Here is a 14,979-nt window from a genome sequence, read left to right as displayed (position 1 = left end):
TTATTAGTGGCTGGTCAACCTGTGAAAAATCTCAGAACCTTCAAGCCTCTCTTGAGTGTTCTCTGACATCTACCTGAGGGTTTGATAGGGTGAAAATGTCCCCGAAACCGACGGGGATACTCAACCACTTTCTCATTGGGTTGGCGCAGATTCGATGGAATTTTCTCACCCCCAGAAGCCCTATGAACCTGCATCATCCCGGTGGGTACAAACCGTTAGGATGATGTATGTCCACGCTTCCGAATTCTAAGTCTTCTTTCCTCCGTGCGGCGCAGGGTTGCGGCGCACTGGCGCTGGCTGGCGCGATGGTTCTGCCGATGACTCCGGCACTCGCCCAGGATGCGGCGCCTGTTGCTCATGCACCGGCGGCGAATGCTGTAACCCCCAAGCCGGCTGCTCAAGACGCAGCGGCGCAGCAGACGTACTCCGCTGATTATGACGGTATTCTGTACACCGGCGAGGGCGGCACCGTGACTCTGAAGGGTGCCGGTTTCACTAAGCAGTGGCGTGAGCAGCACGGCACCGTTGTCTTCTACATTGCCGCTACGAAGGACCGCCCCGGTAACGCTGAGCCTTCAACGTCGATGCTCCGCTTTGAAGAGGGTAAGGACTTCACCATTGCTGATGACGGCACTTTTGAGGCTAAGCTGACGGTCAAGGCTAAGGCCCTGGAGAGTTTCTACACTCCCATCGACTATTTCCCGGGTATCACCCTGGACGAGGTGCGTTACGAGATGGGTATTTTGACCGAGGCTAAGGGTCAGCCGCAGTCGAGTATTGAGGATATTTGGGCTCGTAAGAACGTTATTGACCACGACCCGATGTACACCCGCGCTTACCATCCTGAGGTCATGGCACCTAAGTTGAAGTACGATGCGCTGAAGGACACCACGAAGGATCAGGAGCTGCTGGTCCAGGGTGAGGGTTTCGTTGGGGAGGAGCTGCCTGGTCGCGAGGGTGCCATGTACGTGATTCGTGAGAAGGGCACCGGCACGCCCGTCCTGGCGATGAGCGATATGAAGTCCTACTATGAAGGTCCCGATGGCGTAACCCGCCTGGAGGGAGGCACTCTTTACCGCACCATCAAGATCCCCGCAAACACCCTGGATCCGTCTAAGCAGTACGTCATTGAGGTGTGGAGCGACTACGACTACGACCTCACCAAGAAGGACAGGCCCCTCATCACCCCGATTGTGGGTTACGCGCCGGAGCACCGCGGTGTTCTTATGGCTCATCAGGATCTGAAGTTTGAGGGTGTTCCGAACTTCACGGATGCTACTGCGCCCGCGCGAGAATACAAGACCCTGACCTCGAAGCTCACCTACCAGGAGCAGAAGCAGCGCGCTACTCGTGGCGAGCTGACGGCTGCGCTGTACGCTCAGGCTGGTAGCCCCAAGGTGAACCTCCCGGCGGTCTCCCCGTGGCCGGATGTAAAGACCACCGACCCAAACTACGCCGCCTACGTATGGGCTCGCCAGAAGGGTATTACTTTCGGCTGGTCGGATGGTAAGTTCCACGCGGAGGCAAGCATCTCGAACGCTACCGTTGCGGCGTTCACCTACCGCGCAGCGGGTTCCCCGGCTGTTTCTGGTGTTTCTTCGTTCACGGATGTTAATCCGAATTCCGCTTTCTACCGTGAGATTCTGTGGTCCACTCAGCAGTATGTCATTAATCCGGATTTCGGCTCTTTTAACGCGACGGACCTGGTGAATCGTGGTCAATTGGAGCAGATGCTGTTCAACTTCCAGAACCGCGCCAAGTAGAACGGTGCAGGGTAGAACCGCGCTATGTAAGATGGACTAGTTCTAAGCTGAATACCCCGTGTTCCCGAATGGTTTTTCTATTCGGGAACACGGGGTTTTCTATGCCCGTTTTCTCTGCTTTTTTCTGCACCTATTTTTGGGTGCTCGCGGAATCATTGCGGCACAGAATTCAAAACTTTCAACTATTCCTTGAGATTTCTCGCGACTTCTCATTAAGGGTTTGATATGCTGAGGCTACCCCCAAAACCGACGGGGATAATCAACGACTTCCTTATTGGATTAACACAACTTCGACGGTGAAGATTCGGCTGGGAATCATCCTGCAGGAATTGCAAACATCCAATGGGACGTACTATAAGGATGTTTCATGTCCTCACTTCCGAGTTCTAAGTCTTCATTCCGCCGTGCAACGCAGGGTTGTTGCGCGCTCATGTTGGCTGGCGCGATGGCTCTGCCGATGACTCCGGCGCTGGCTCAGGATACAGCGCCGGTCACTAACATTTCTGCCCCTAACGCACCGGTTGCCGATACCGCCTCCCCGGTTTCTCAGGACGTCACGGATGGCCCGTCTTTCACCATTGATTATGGGGAGGGTGCGGCTTTGTACACCGATGAGTACAACGAAATTACGGTGAGGGGCACCGGTCTCACCAAGGAATGGCGTAAGCAGCACGGCGAGGCAGTCCTTTATATTGCCGCTACAGAGCAGCATCCCGATAACGTTAAGCCTTCAAGGTCGGTGCTTTTCTTTGGAGAAGGTTGGCGTTTCCATATTGCCGATGACGGTACTTTTGAGGCAAAGCTGAGGATCAGATATGGCGACCTGGAGAGTTTCTACACCCCCGCTTATGGGGTCCCGTATTTCCGCGGGGAGGATGTGCGCTATGAGATTGGCATCCTCACCGTGGGCGAGGATCAGCCGTGGCCGACCATTGAGGATATTTGGGCTCGTAAGAACGTGGCTATTCACAAGCCAATATATACCCGTCGCCATCCTGAAATTATCGGGGCCCACTGGAGGTACGATCCACTGAAGGACACCGCGAAAGATCAAGAGCTGATGATTGAGGGTGAGGGTTTCAGCGCGTATGAGCTCCCCGGTCGTGAGGGTGTCATGTACACGATTCGAGAGAAGGGCACCGGCACCCCCGTCCTGCTCATGAGCGAGATGGAGCGCTACTACGAACGTAGCGATGGCGTAATGGCGCTGTGGGGAAACGCTGTTTACCGCACCATCAAAATTCCCGCGAACACTCTGGATCCGTCTAAGCAGTACGTCCTTGAAGCATGGAGCGACTATGGCTATGTCAGCCAGACGGATAAGACTCTCATCACCCCGATTGTGGGTTTGGCGCCGGAGCACCGCGGTGTCCTTATGGGCCGTCAGGACTTGAAGTTTGAAGGTCTTGAGGAATTCACGAATGTATCTTTACCCAAGCCCAAGTATAAGCACCTCTTCTCAAAGCTTAGCGATGAGGAACAGCAGCAGCGCGCTACTCGCGGTGAGCTAGCTGCGGCACTGTACCTTCAGGCTGGCGCGCCCAAGGTGAACCTCCCTGCTGTCTCCCCGTGGCCGGATGTGAAGACTGACGACCCGAACTACGCCGCGTACATTTGGGTTCGTGAGAAGGGCATCAGCTACGGCTGGTCGGACGGCAAGTTCCACGCGGATGCAGGTATTTCACGCGCTACTGTTGCGGCGTTCACCTACCGTGCGGCGGGTTCCCCGGCTGTTTCTGGTGTTTCTTCGTTCACGGATGTACATCCAAGTTCCGCCTTCTACCGCGAGATTTTGTGGTCTACTCAGCATGGTGTCATCAATCCGCAAAGGGGTATTTTTGAGGCAACCACGATGGTAAATCGTGGTGAGCTGGAGCAGATGATGTTTATTTTTCAGAACCGCACTGACTATGGTGGGCTGGTTCTAGTCTGAGTCTATGACCCCGTGTTCCCAGACAGGTTTTCTGTTTGGGAACACGGGGTTAGCTTTTATTGGCTGATCAACCTGTGAAATACCTCAAAACCTTCAAGCGTCCCTTGAGTGTTCCCTGACATCGTTTCGAGGGTTTGCTAGGGTGAAAATGTCCCCGCAACCGACGGGGCTTCCAACCACTTTTCTCATAGGGTGTGTGCAGATTCAACGGCGAATTCCCTACCCGCCATTGAACCCGCAGAGCCCTGCGAGAAACAACTTTAAGGATGTGTTATGTCCTCGCTTCCGAACTCTAAGTCTTCTTTCCTCCGCGCTGCTCAGGGTTGCGGCGCGCTGGCGTTGGCTGGTGCTATGGTTCTGCCGATGACCCCGGCACTGGCTCAGAATGCGACCCCTGCCACTGATGCCGCTGTTGCTGCCGCTACCCCTCAGGCAGCTCACCAGGTCGCTGCGGCCACCCCAACCCTGAACGTTTCCATCCCTGACGGTTACAAGTACGATGGCGTAAACGCATCCCTCGTCACGACCGAGGGTGGTACCGTCCACGTGAAGGGCGCAGGCTACACCAAGGAGTGGCGCGCTCAGCACGGTACCGTGGCACTGTACATTGCTCCCGCGAACTACGCGCCCTCTGGATACGAGATTCCGACTTCGAAGATGTTGCGCTTTGTGGAGGGTCAGGACTTCACCATTGCCGATGACGGCACTTTTGAGGCTGATCTGAAGGTTGAGGCGTACAAGCTTGCCGCCTACTACTTTGTTGATGATGACAACTTCCACGATCCGACCGGCGGCACCAAGTACGACGTCCGCTACGAGATTCACGCGGTTGCTGAACAGAAGGGCCAGAAGCCGCTGACCGCTCAGGAGCTGTGGACCAGCAAGAACGTGGTGAGCACCCAGGTTCTGAACACTCTGGGTGAGAAGCCGGAACCGTTCGCACCGCGCCTGGGTTACAACGGTGTGGCTGATCCCGCAAAATCGCAGGATCTGAACGTTGGCGCTCAGGGCTTCTACGGTGAGGTTCACTCCGTCAAGGGTGTTCAGTTCGTGGTTCGTGAGAAGGGTTCAAACACCCCGGTTCTGGCAACCAGCAACATTATCGAGTTTGACCACCCCACCGAGTCTTCGGCGTACCGTGACGGCAACCTGTACGGTGACGTGCATCTTCCGGCAAACACCCTGAACGCTTCGAAGAAGTATGTGCTTGAAGTCTGGGCTAATGACGGTTACGGCGAAAACGGCGAGCTGCTCGCACCGGTCGTGGGCAAGTCCACCGAGGGTCGTGGCACCTTGCTCGCATGGCAGGACCTGGACCTGAACGGCACGAACGGTTACCGGGAGGCGAACCTGCCCAACGCTCAGGACCCCAATGAGGACGACGATCAGAAGCCTGCTCCTTCTGATGAGAAGCTGAAGACCCCCGCTACCCGCGGTGAGCTCGCAGCTGCCCTGTACATCCAGGCGGGTACCCCCGAGGTGAAGCTGCCCGAGACTTCTCCCTGGCCGGATGTGAAGACTGACGACCCGAACTTCCCCGCTTACGTGTGGGCTCGCCAGAAGGGCATTACTTTTGGCTGGTCGGACGGCAAGTTCCATGCTGATGCCGGAATTTCGAACGCTACCGTTGCGGCGTTCACCTACCGTGCGGCTGGTTCGCCCGCGGTGAAGGGCAACTCCCCCTACAGCGATGTAGCTCCCGGTTCGGCGTTCTACCGTGAGATTCTGTGGGCTCAGCAGAACAAGGTGGTGCTGAACGCCAGCGGCGCTTTTGATGCTCAGCACATGGTGACTCAGGGTGAGCTGGAGACTCTGATTGAGGCTTTCCAGGCTCGCGCTAAGTAAGGTCGTTTAGCCCGCCCGCGTCTCCCTCGGGTTTTACCGTGAGGGCGCGTGCGGCGTGGAGCATCGGATAGCTTTGTGGTTCCCCGTGCTCCCGAATGGTTTTCTATTCGGGAGCACGGGGTTCAGCTTTTAACAGCTACCGCTGTGTGAGATTTCTGGAAACCTTAAAGTATTCCTTGAGTGTTTCCTGACAATAGTTCAACGCTTTGATAGGGTGAGGATATCCCCGAAACCGAGGGGGATTTTCAACCACTTTTCTCATAGGGCATGCGCAGATTCGACGGTAGATTCTCAGCCTGCCGGTAAGCTTGCGTGGCCCCGGAGAAACAACTTTAAGGATGTCTCATGTCCTCGCTTCCGAACTCTAAGTCTCCTTTCTTCCACGCGGCTCGGAACTGTAGCGCGCTCGCACTGGCGGGCGTGATGGTCCTGCCGATGACCCCGGCGCTGGCCCAGGACGCAGCCCCCGCCGCAAACACGCCCGTTGCTAACGCGCCGACTGCCAATACCCCCGCCCCTGCAACTCAGGATGTCGCGGATGAGCCGTCTTTCACCGTTGATTATGAGGATTACTACTACCAGGACGGCCGTGACGTCTTCAAGCAAGAGGGCGACGGCCTGTACACCGGTGAGGACAGTAAAATTACGGTTGTGGGCACCGGCTTCACCAAGGAGTGGCGCGAGCAGCACGGCAAGGTGGTCATCTACATCGCGCCCGAGGAGAACGTCCCCTATAACGCTCTGCAGATTACCGACACTCTTCTGCGGTTCGAAGAGGGGAAGGACTTCACCATTGACGAGGACGGCACCTTTGTCGCTCCGCTGAAGGTTGAGGCTAATACTTTGCCGAGTTACTACACCCTCACGGAGTATTTCCCGGATATGACTCTGGACAAGGTGCGTTACGAGGTTGGCATCCTCGCCGAGCCTCAGGGCCAGCCGCAGTCAACCGTTCAGGATATTTGGGCTCGCAAGAACGTTGTGACGCATCATGGTCTGAGCACCAATGATTATCACTTCGATACCTTCGCACCTAAGTTGAAATACGACGCTTTGAAGGACACCACGAAGGACCAGGAGCTGCTGATTCAGGGTCAGGGTTTCGTGGGGACTGACATCCCTGGCGCTGAGGGCATGATGTACGTCATTCGCGAGAAGGGCACGGGCTCCCCCGTCCTGGTCATGAGCGAGATGAAGCATTACGTCCAAGGCGAGGATGAATACGATACGAGCCTGGAGGGAGGCTTCGCTTTCGTCAATCTCAAGATTCCCGCGAACACGCTGGATCCGTCCAAGCAGTACGTCATTGAGGCGTGGAGCGACTACGGTTACCCCAGCAAGACGGATAAGACTCTCATCACCCCGATGGTGGGTTTTGCCCCGGAGCACCGCGGCGTTCTTTTGGCGCACCAGGATTTGAAGTTTGAGGGTGTCCAGCGGTTCACGAATGCTTACGTACCCGTAGAGGAACGTATGTACTTTTCAACGTCGCTGAACGACGAGGAACGGAATCAGCCCGCCACCCGCGGTGAGCTGGCTTCCGCCCTTTATGAGATGAAGGGCAGCCCCAAGGTGGACCTCCCTGAAGTCTCTCCGTGGCCGGATGTGAAGACGGACGACCCGAACTACGCCGCCTACATTTGGGCTCGTGAAAAGGGCGTTACCTTCGGCGGGCCCGACGGAAAGTTCCACGCGGAGGACGGTCTCACGAATGCAACCGTTGCCGCAATGATTTACCGTGCGTCTGGCTCACCGGAAGTATCGGGTGTTTCGTCCTTCCCGGATGTTACGCCGGATTCCGCGTTCTATCGTGAGATTCTGTGGGCTACCCAGCAGAATGTTATTACTCCCGAGACTGGCATGTTTGAACCGAATCATGCTGTGACCCGCATTGAGTTGGACTGGATGCTGTTTTATTACCGGCATCGTGTGCTGAACCCTATCACTACTGGCCTGTATCGCATTGCTAACTAAGTAGACCGGGCCAGTTCTAGCCCGGGTACCTCGTCACAACGGACGAGGTGCCCGGGCTCTTACGCACTGAGTACGCGGTGAGAGAATCCGCGCGGATTCTTCTAGAGTTCTCGCCCCTAGAATTCTCGCCTTAGAGTTCCCAGGCGGGGACTGCGGCGGTGGTTGCCGAGTGCGCATCCTGACCGGTTGCCACGCCGGTGGAGATGGTGAAGTCCCACGGGTCGGTGTTCAGCGCGGACAGCTTCGTGTCGATGCCGTAGCCACGCTCGGCGAGCAGGGCACGCAGGCGGTCGGCTGCCGAACGCAACCACAGCGATTCGCTGGCCGGATGGGAGCAGTCGATCAGGGCAATGTTGCTGCCGTCGACTCGTGCGGTTTCACGGAATTCGCTGGCGGGGTGGTGGCGCAGGTCGGCGGTAATGTACACCTGCGCGTCGGTGGCGCGTACTGCGTCGAAGAGGGAATCTCCCGCGCCTCCGCAGAGGGCGACGCGGCGAATCGGCTGGTCGGCACGTCCGGAAATGCGCAGGCCACCGGCGGTTGCGGGCAGTGCCGCAGCGAGGCGTTCTGCAAGCTCCTTGAGGGTGATTTCTTCGGGCAGGGTGCCGAGGCGGCCGGTACCTACCGCGTGTTCCTGCCCGTCGAGTACCTGGGTTTGCGCTTCGGTGAGCGGTTCGCGGTCGATGAGGCCGATAGCGTCGCAGAGTGCTTCGTTCACACCCTCGACGGCAGCATCGGCGTTGGTATGCGCGCCGAGCAGGCCGCATCCGCCTTCGATGAGGGTGTGCAGCACGTTGCCTTTGTAGTCGCTGTCAGGGATGAACTTTGCGCCGCGGAGCAGCAGCGGGTGGTGGGTGATGAGTAGCTGTGCGCCTTCGACTACGGCTTCTTCAGCAGTGGCGGTGAGGGCGTCTACCGCGAAGAGCACGGTGCTCACTTTAGCGGCGGCGCGACCGGCGACGAGGCCGGAGGCGTCCCATCCGGCGGCGAGCTGCGGCGGGAAGAGCGTGTGGAAGGCGTCAACGACTTCTGCGAGGGTGGGGGTTTCTAGTTTTTCAGTCATACCTCTATTGTGGCAGGTGGCGCGGCGGTAACTCGGGAATATTATGCGGCTCAGCGGTGTTCTTCAGGTAGTGTGGATTTATAGTTCGAGGAGGAATCATGACTGATGTTGTTCTTGCCGGCGGCTGCTTCTGGTGCTTGGATGCGGTGTACCGCCAGTTCCGCGGGGTTGAGGCGAGCGTCTGCGGCTACACGGGTGGCGAGACTCCCGACCCTGATTATCGTTCGGTGTGTTCGGGTGCGACCGGTCATCAGGAAGCGGTGAAGCTCAGCTTTGACCCGCAGGTGATTGACCTGGATACGGTGTTGGATATTTTCTTTACGAGCCACGACCCGACCAGCTGGGATCGTCAGGGCGCGGATACCGGTTCGCAGTACCGTTCGGTTCTTTTCTACGCGGATGAGCAGCAGCGTGAGGCGTTTGAGCGTGCGGTGGCGCGTGCTCAGCAGCTGTACTCCTCCCCCATCGTTACGGAGATTAAGCCCCTGGGCGTGTTCTATGAGGCTGAGGAGTATCACCAGAACTATTACGCGTTGAACCCGGCGCAGGGTTATTGTGCGTTTGTGGTGAGCCCGAAGGTAGCTCATGCGCGCCGTAATTTTGCGCATTTGCTCCGCTAGGTTGCACGCCCCTCCAGTTGTTTTGCCCCGCGGCTGTTGTTCTTTCTTCGAAAATATTCGGAATAACGGCCGCGGGGTTTCTTCATGCGTGCCCAGTTCTCCCAAGCTATTTGCTATTCACATGTGCTTTAGGGTTGCTATAAGGTGCGCCCGGTATGATGGGGGTGTCGACTCACTCCCTCCTCATCTGTTGACCTCTTCGAAAGACTGCTGATGACTAGCTCTTCTTCTAAGTCCATCGCTTTGAGCCGCCGCGCCGTGTTGGGCGTGGGCGGTGTTGGTCTTGCCGCCGTGGTGTCTGCGTGTGCGCGTACGGTGCATCCGCCGGCTGATGTTGCTGAGTCTGGCTCGGCGAGTGCTTCGGCGAGCCTCTCTGCTTCGCCGGCGCTGCCGCCTGCGAATAAGTCGTATAAGGGTAAAGTCACGTTCGATAACTTTGAGAAGAACGGCGAGTATGTGCCCGCCACGGCTGAGAAGAAGGCGCAGAACGTGCCCAAACCGATCATGCCGGAGAAGGTGCAGGAGCTGAGTATTGACGGTATTTATACGCTGATTGGTTATTGGATTTCTAGTTTTAATTATTTGGCGTTGACGGGTGATATTGAGCCGTTGAAGAAGACGGACCCGAGCAGCGATTATTATAAGGAGCTTGAGCCGATGGTTAAGCTCTATGAGACGGGGCGCGGCTGGATTTACGATACGAGTGAGCCGATGTCGGTGTACCTGTTGACGGATACTCCCACGCAGATTGAGGGTGACCGTATTCGTTATTTCTGGCGTGCTCGTTCTCTGGTTGATGCGAACGGGAAGAGGCATCTGACGGAGGGCGATAACCGCGATAAGTCACTTGTGGGGGCTGAGGATTCTCAGGGTCAGGCGATGAGGATTGTTGTGGAGTATAAGGAGGGTGCTTGGTTTATGAGCACTCAGAAGGATAAGGATGCTGATAAGAGCTCGGATTCTGCGAGCGCTTCGGCTTCCTAGTGCACTAATTGCAGCTTTTTGATCTTTTCTCTGCAAAAGGATACAAGTAGAGATATTTGATATCTATTTGCGCGTTTAGGGTATGATAAGGGTGTCAACTCACTCTCTTTCCTTTGTTGACTTCTTTTGAAAGGCTGATAATGACGAGCCCTTCCCTCATATCTACCCGCGTGAGCCGCCGCGTGGCGCTGGGTGCGACCGGTGCCGGTGCACTTGCTGCGTTGACTGCGTGTGCTGGTAGTATCCGCCCGCTGGCTGATGGCTCAGCGTCAAGCTCCGCTTCCGCAAGTGCATCCGCTAGTGCTTCAGCTAGTGCCTCGGCAAGCGCTTCGGCTTCTGCTTCTTCCAGCAAGTCCTATAAGGGCTTCGTAAAGTTTGATAACTTCGAGAAGAAGGGCGAGTACGTTCCGGCGACCGCTACTCAGAAGGCACAGAACGTACCCAAGCCTCTCGTTCCGGCGAACATGAACGAGCAGAACGTTGACGGCATGTACGCGTTCATTGGCTACTGGCTGGCAAGCTTCAACTATGCAGTGCTGACCGGTGACACTGAGCCGATGAAGAAGGCGGACCCTGCGGATATTTACGTTGACATGCTGCAGGATTACGCGGTGATGTATGGAGACGATCTTGGCTGGCTGTACGGTTCGGATACCCCGATTACTATTGAGCTGATTAGTAGTGCACCGCAGAAGCCTTCCAGTAGCGGTACCCTGTACTACTGGCCGGCTTACATGAACTACAGCCCTGATGCGAAGATTCACCTTGAGGGTAAGTCGGATCAGCCTTTCAAGACGGCGGAGAGCCCGAACGGCAAGCTGATGAAGGCCATTGTGGAGTACAAGGACGGTAAGTGGTTTATGCTGACCGGCAAGGAGAGCTCTTCTGCATCTGCTTCTTCTGGTAGCTCTTCGTCTGTCTAGGCCGTTGTCTTTGACAGCGTGAATAGGCTTCTCCCCCGCCTGCGGTAATGCACCGTGGGCGGGGTTTCTTTTTGCCGAAACGCTGCCAAAGCTCTGCGGAAATCCAGGGAACACCCAGGAGAAAACCCGGCGGATGGTCGGGGTTGCCGGAGGGTGCCTCGGGTACGCTTAACGTATATACATTGACGTACTACATGTGGTCTTTACCTGCAGGTTGTGAGCCTCGTGCTGACGGCTTTGTGGGTGATGGATCCGACGAAGGACTTCCGATGACTACCTTCTTCACTCGACGTACCGCTCTGGGTGTTGCTGTTGCGGGTGCGCTTTCTGCATTGACTGCGTGCGCTAGTGATATTCGCCCGTTGGCTGGCGGCACCGGCTCGGCTTCTCCGTCGGAGGCGGCGACCGCCTCCGAGACTGCTTCCGCATCGGCATCTGCGAGCGCTTCGGCTTCTCCTTCTGCGTCTGCGAGTGCCTCTGCGGCTTCGGGTCTTCCGTCTTCGGGTAAGTCCTATAAGGGTCCGATGAAGTTCGATAGCTACGAGAAGACCGGCGAGTACGTTCCGGCGAGCGCTACGAATCCGGCTGAGAATATGCCGAAGCCTGTTCCTCCGGCGAATATCAAGGAGCACAGCGTTGATGGTGCGTATGCTTTCTTGAGTTTCTGGCTGGCGAGCTTGAACTATTTGATGATGACGGGTAACCCGGCCCCGATTGAACATATCTACTACAACGGCTACGGTTGGGAGAAGTATCAGAGCACGATCAAGCTGTATGCGTCGGGTGCTGGTTGGGTGTACGGTACGGAAACTCCGTATATTGTTGAGCTGCTGACGGATGCTCCTCGTGAGGTGCCGGGTAGCGACAATACCCGCTTTATTTGGGAGGGCTATTCCTACATGGACCCGAAGATGATGCGGCATTATAGGAATCAGCCTGAGAAGGCAACGAGCGCTGATGAATCGAAGAAGAGGGTGGCGAGGTTCCGCCTGGAGTACAAGGACGGCAAGTGGGAGCTGTCGAGCGCCGCTTAGCTACCGCCTAGTTGCCGCCTTGCTGAGGGCTCGCTCTCGTAGTGATTTCTTATGTGATAAGACCCCGCACCTGGTAAAACGCTGGATGTGGGGTCTTAATTTTCTGAACAATTGAGGTGGTCGCGGGGCTATGTGGTGGCTCTCGGGTAACCTTAAAAATATATACATTGACGTACTGATAGGTCTGTACGGGGTGCGTATGCCTGCCGCGGTGTGTGGCGTAATTTGCTCTGTATTGGCTCCAACGAAGGGCTTCCGATGACTACCTTCTTCACTCGACGTGCTCTCCTGGGCGTGGGTGCGACCGGCATCCTTACGGCGCTGGCTGCGTGCGCTACCGATATTCGCCCGCTGTCGCAGGGTTCCGGCGGTTCCTCTGGTGCGGCTTCTGGTGCGGCGTCCTCTTCTGCGAGCGCTTCGGCGTCGCCTTCTCCTACTGATGATCACACTCCCGGCTCGTATGTTGGTCCGATTAAGTTCAATAACTACGAGCGGAACGGCACCTACATCCCTGCGACTGCGAATGCGCCGGCGCAGAACGTGCCGAAGCCTCTGATCCCGGAGAAGATGAAGGAAAACAGCCCCGAGGGCGCCTACGCGCTGATGGGTTATTGGCTTGCTTCCCAGAATTATCTGATTCTGACCGGCGATGTTGAGCCGCTGATGAAGGCGGATCCGGCGAAGGCTTTTTTGAGCAACTCTAGGACCATGATTAAGCTCTATGAGTCGGGTCTGGGTTGGATTTACGGTTCGGATCAGCCGTACAAGATTGAGATTGCGGAGAATGAGCTTCAGCCGGTTGCTAATAAGCCGGACCGTTACGAGTGGCTTGTGACCGTCGCGTATGACGCTGCCGCTAAGTACCACATTGAGGGTGAGCCTGATGCGACTATCGTTGAGGAAGAAAAGACGATTCCTCGCACGACGAAGTTCATCATGGAGTACAAGGAAGGCATGTGGCGCATGCTTCTGGACAACAACAGCTAAATTTCTTCATCTTCTGATACGCACTATTTAAGGATTTCTGATGACGACTTTCCTTTCTCGACGTGCCGCACTAGCTGCCGCTACCGGTGCCGGCGCGGCTACGGCGCTGACCGCCTGCGCTAGCGATATCCGCCCGCTGGCTGATAGCTCTTCTTCCCCTTCCGGTGAGGCTTCGGCGAGTGCCAGCGCTTCTGAGTCTGCAAGCGCATCCGCCTCAGCATCTGCAACTACTTCCGCTAAGAAGTCGTACAAGGGTACCGTAAAGCTCGACAAGTATGAGAAGAACGGCGAGTACGTTCCTGCCACGGCTGAGAAGAAAGCGCAGAACGTGCCGAAGCCTGTTGTTCCGGAGAAGATGAACGAGGCGACCGTTGATGGCATGTACCAGTTCCTCTGCTACTGGGTGGCAAGCTTCAACTACATGTTCATGACCGGCGATTTCGAGCCGCTCAAGAAGGCTGACCCTGAAGGCCGCTATGCGAACGATCACGCCAATGCTGTTCTTATCTACTCTTCCGGTAAGGGCTGGGTGTATGACACGGATGCGCCGGTTACCATTCAGCTGCTGACTGATGCTCCCAAAAAAGTTGAGGGCGGTCCCAACCGTTACGATTGGCTCGGACGCATTATCTATGATCCCAATGCAAAGGCTCGCGTTGAGGGTCATGACCCTGTTCCTCTGGTTGATGGATCGACCAAGAGCGAGGCAACCAATTTTCCGTTTGACTATAAGGATGGCGTCTGGTTCTTACTCAGTGATGAAGAAGCTGATTCCCCCTCTTCAGAGGCGAGTAGCGCTAGTGCCTAACCCGCGTTCCTAGTCATTTATAGTGATGAGGGAAGCTCTCGAATGCAGTTGAGGCTGCGTGCGGGAGCTTCCCCTTTTTGTTTGCATGGCCTGCGTACGGTCGTGTTGAACTATTCTCCCAGATGAGCATGTGCCGGCTTTGAACGTGTCAACAAACCTGCTCGGGTACGCTTAAGAGCACAGAACAAACTATTGAGGGGTTCCCATGCATACCTTCGTTACCCGACGCACTGCCCTGGGTGTTGCCGCTACTGCTGCGCTCGCCTCCCTGACCGCCTGCGCCAGCGATATTCGCCCACTGGAGGACCCGAGCGTGGTTGACTCGATGCGTCCCTACAAGGGCGAGTTGAAGTTCAATAGCTACAAGTCCACCGGAACGTACCACCCCGCAAGCAGCACGAAGAAGGCGGAGAACCCGCCTATGCCCGTTCCTCCCGTGAACATAAAGTCAAAGACGACCTCGGGCATGTATGCGGCGCTGGGCTACTGGGTCGCAGCCCTGAACTACCTGACGGTTACTGGCGACGCTACCCCGTTCAAGGACGTGGACCTGGACGGCATCTACGTGCAGAAGATGAAGGCATACGTAGAGTTGTACGCAAAGAATGAGGGGTGGATGTACGGCACCGAGACGCCGCTCGTGGCTGACCTGACCGACGAGACCCCGCAGAAGGTTGACGATGAGCAGTGCCGCTGGAAGGGTGTTGCCCGTAGCCATAAGGATGCTGTTCTCCATTACGTGCCCGAGGACAGGGACATTCGTCTGGCTGAGACGAGCGGTGACTCCAGCGACGATGAGGTCACTTTTGTGTTGAAATACCGAAACGATGCGTGGATGGTCACCGTTGAGACGAAGAGTTCCTCGACGACTTCTCCCGGTTCCTCGGGTGGAAGCGATTCTGGCCTCAGCGTTTAGGATGCGGCGGTATAGGAAGATACAGACGCGGGAAACGGCTGTATAGGAAGATAATGGCTTTTCCCCCTAGTAAACGGTGCTTTTCGTTAGCTAACGTATCTTTTGTAGCATTTTCCAAGGTTTGACAAC

The 14,979-nt window shown here is 56.4% G+C and carries 12 protein-coding genes; 11 read left to right on the top strand and 1 reads right to left on the bottom strand.

Going from position 1 to position 14,979, the window contains the following annotated elements:
• Nucleotides 1–227 precede the first annotated feature (227 nt).
• The 4 genes from QZ822_RS04510 (at nt 228) to QZ822_RS04495 (ending at nt 7,515) form a co-directional block, all read left to right on the top strand.
• A complete protein-coding gene (locus QZ822_RS04510) occupies nt 228–1,763 on the top strand; it encodes an S-layer homology domain-containing protein (protein WP_294642922.1) in 1,536 nt (511 codons plus the stop codon).
• Nucleotides 1,764–2,130: 367 nt separating this feature from the next.
• On the top strand, nt 2,131–3,696 hold the full coding sequence (locus tag QZ822_RS04505) for an S-layer homology domain-containing protein (protein WP_294642920.1): 1,566 nt from the start codon (nt 2,131–2,133) through the stop codon (nt 3,694–3,696).
• A gap of 273 nt (nt 3,697–3,969) precedes the next feature.
• Nucleotides 3,970–5,541, top strand: a complete 1,572-nt coding sequence (locus QZ822_RS04500; protein ID WP_294642918.1) for a gluconolactonase — start codon at nt 3,970–3,972, stop codon at nt 5,539–5,541.
• Between the two features lie 345 nt (nt 5,542–5,886).
• Nucleotides 5,887–7,515 (top strand): S-layer homology domain-containing protein, encoded by a 1,629-nt coding sequence (locus QZ822_RS04495; RefSeq protein WP_294642917.1) that lies wholly within the window; start codon nt 5,887–5,889, stop codon nt 7,513–7,515.
• Nucleotides 7,516–7,645: 130 nt separating this feature from the next.
• Here the strand turns inward: QZ822_RS04495 and QZ822_RS04490 are convergent, their stop codons facing one another.
• Nucleotides 7,646–8,578 (bottom strand): Nif3-like dinuclear metal center hexameric protein, encoded by a 933-nt coding sequence (locus QZ822_RS04490; protein WP_294642915.1) that lies wholly within the window; start codon nt 8,576–8,578, stop codon nt 7,646–7,648.
• A gap of 98 nt (nt 8,579–8,676) precedes the next feature.
• Here QZ822_RS04490 and msrA point away from each other — a divergent pair, with 98 nt between their 5' ends.
• The 7 genes from msrA to QZ822_RS04455 all read left to right on the top strand — a co-directional run bounded on the left by msrA (nt 8,677) and on the right by QZ822_RS04455 (nt 14,850).
• Complete coding sequence (msrA, locus tag QZ822_RS04485) at nt 8,677–9,198, top strand: peptide-methionine (S)-S-oxide reductase MsrA (protein WP_294642913.1); 522 nt, start codon at nt 8,677–8,679, stop codon at nt 9,196–9,198.
• 213 nt (nt 9,199–9,411) lie between these two features.
• Nucleotides 9,412–10,182 (top strand): DUF6318 family protein, encoded by a 771-nt coding sequence (locus QZ822_RS04480; RefSeq protein ID WP_294642912.1) that lies wholly within the window; start codon nt 9,412–9,414, stop codon nt 10,180–10,182.
• Nucleotides 10,183–10,322: 140 nt separating this feature from the next.
• A complete protein-coding gene (locus QZ822_RS04475; RefSeq protein WP_083321738.1) occupies nt 10,323–11,105 on the top strand; it encodes a DUF6318 family protein in 783 nt (260 codons plus the stop codon).
• Nucleotides 11,106–11,374: 269 nt separating this feature from the next.
• Nucleotides 11,375–12,139 (top strand): DUF6318 family protein, encoded by a 765-nt coding sequence (locus tag QZ822_RS04470; protein WP_294642909.1) that lies wholly within the window; start codon nt 11,375–11,377, stop codon nt 12,137–12,139.
• 258 nt (nt 12,140–12,397) lie between these two features.
• On the top strand, nt 12,398–13,126 hold the full coding sequence (locus tag QZ822_RS04465; protein WP_294642908.1) for a DUF6318 family protein: 729 nt from the start codon (nt 12,398–12,400) through the stop codon (nt 13,124–13,126).
• 40 nt (nt 13,127–13,166) lie between these two features.
• Entirely contained in the window at nt 13,167–13,934 is a 768-nt protein-coding gene (locus QZ822_RS04460; protein WP_294642906.1) for a DUF6318 family protein, read from the top strand.
• Nucleotides 13,935–14,139: 205 nt separating this feature from the next.
• Complete coding sequence (locus QZ822_RS04455) at nt 14,140–14,850, top strand: DUF6318 family protein (RefSeq protein WP_294642904.1); 711 nt, start codon at nt 14,140–14,142, stop codon at nt 14,848–14,850.
• The last annotated feature ends 129 nt before the right edge of the window (nt 14,851–14,979 follow it).

This window comes from uncultured Rothia sp., assembly GCF_916715725.1.
Lineage (GTDB): Bacteria > Actinomycetota > Actinomycetes > Actinomycetales > Micrococcaceae > Rothia.
This window is presented reverse-complemented; position numbering and strand designations above follow the sequence as displayed.

Excerpts from the sequence above, each read along its gene's own strand:
- QZ822_RS04455 (WP_294642904.1), top strand. The coding sequence starts at position 14,140 with ATGCATACCTTCGTTACCCGACGCACTGCCCTGGGTGTTGCCGCTACT.
- QZ822_RS04480 (WP_294642912.1), top strand. The coding sequence starts at position 9,412 with ATGACTAGCTCTTCTTCTAAGTCCATCGCTTTGAGCCGCCGCGCCGTG.
- QZ822_RS04495 (WP_294642917.1), top strand. The coding sequence starts at position 5,887 with ATGTCCTCGCTTCCGAACTCTAAGTCTCCTTTCTTCCACGCGGCTCGG.
- QZ822_RS04500 (WP_294642918.1), top strand. The coding sequence starts at position 3,970 with ATGTCCTCGCTTCCGAACTCTAAGTCTTCTTTCCTCCGCGCTGCTCAG.
- msrA (WP_294642913.1), top strand. The coding sequence starts at position 8,677 with ATGACTGATGTTGTTCTTGCCGGCGGCTGCTTCTGGTGCTTGGATGCG.
- QZ822_RS04470 (WP_294642909.1), top strand. The coding sequence starts at position 11,375 with ATGACTACCTTCTTCACTCGACGTACCGCTCTGGGTGTTGCTGTTGCG.
- QZ822_RS04510 (WP_294642922.1), top strand. The coding sequence starts at position 228 with ATGTCCACGCTTCCGAATTCTAAGTCTTCTTTCCTCCGTGCGGCGCAG.
- QZ822_RS04460 (WP_294642906.1), top strand. The coding sequence starts at position 13,167 with ATGACGACTTTCCTTTCTCGACGTGCCGCACTAGCTGCCGCTACCGGT.
- QZ822_RS04475 (WP_083321738.1), top strand. The coding sequence starts at position 10,323 with ATGACGAGCCCTTCCCTCATATCTACCCGCGTGAGCCGCCGCGTGGCG.
- QZ822_RS04490 (WP_294642915.1), bottom strand. The coding sequence starts at position 8,578 with ATGACTGAAAAACTAGAAACCCCCACCCTCGCAGAAGTCGTTGACGCC.
- QZ822_RS04465 (WP_294642908.1), top strand. The coding sequence starts at position 12,398 with ATGACTACCTTCTTCACTCGACGTGCTCTCCTGGGCGTGGGTGCGACC.
- QZ822_RS04505 (WP_294642920.1), top strand. The coding sequence starts at position 2,131 with ATGTCCTCACTTCCGAGTTCTAAGTCTTCATTCCGCCGTGCAACGCAG.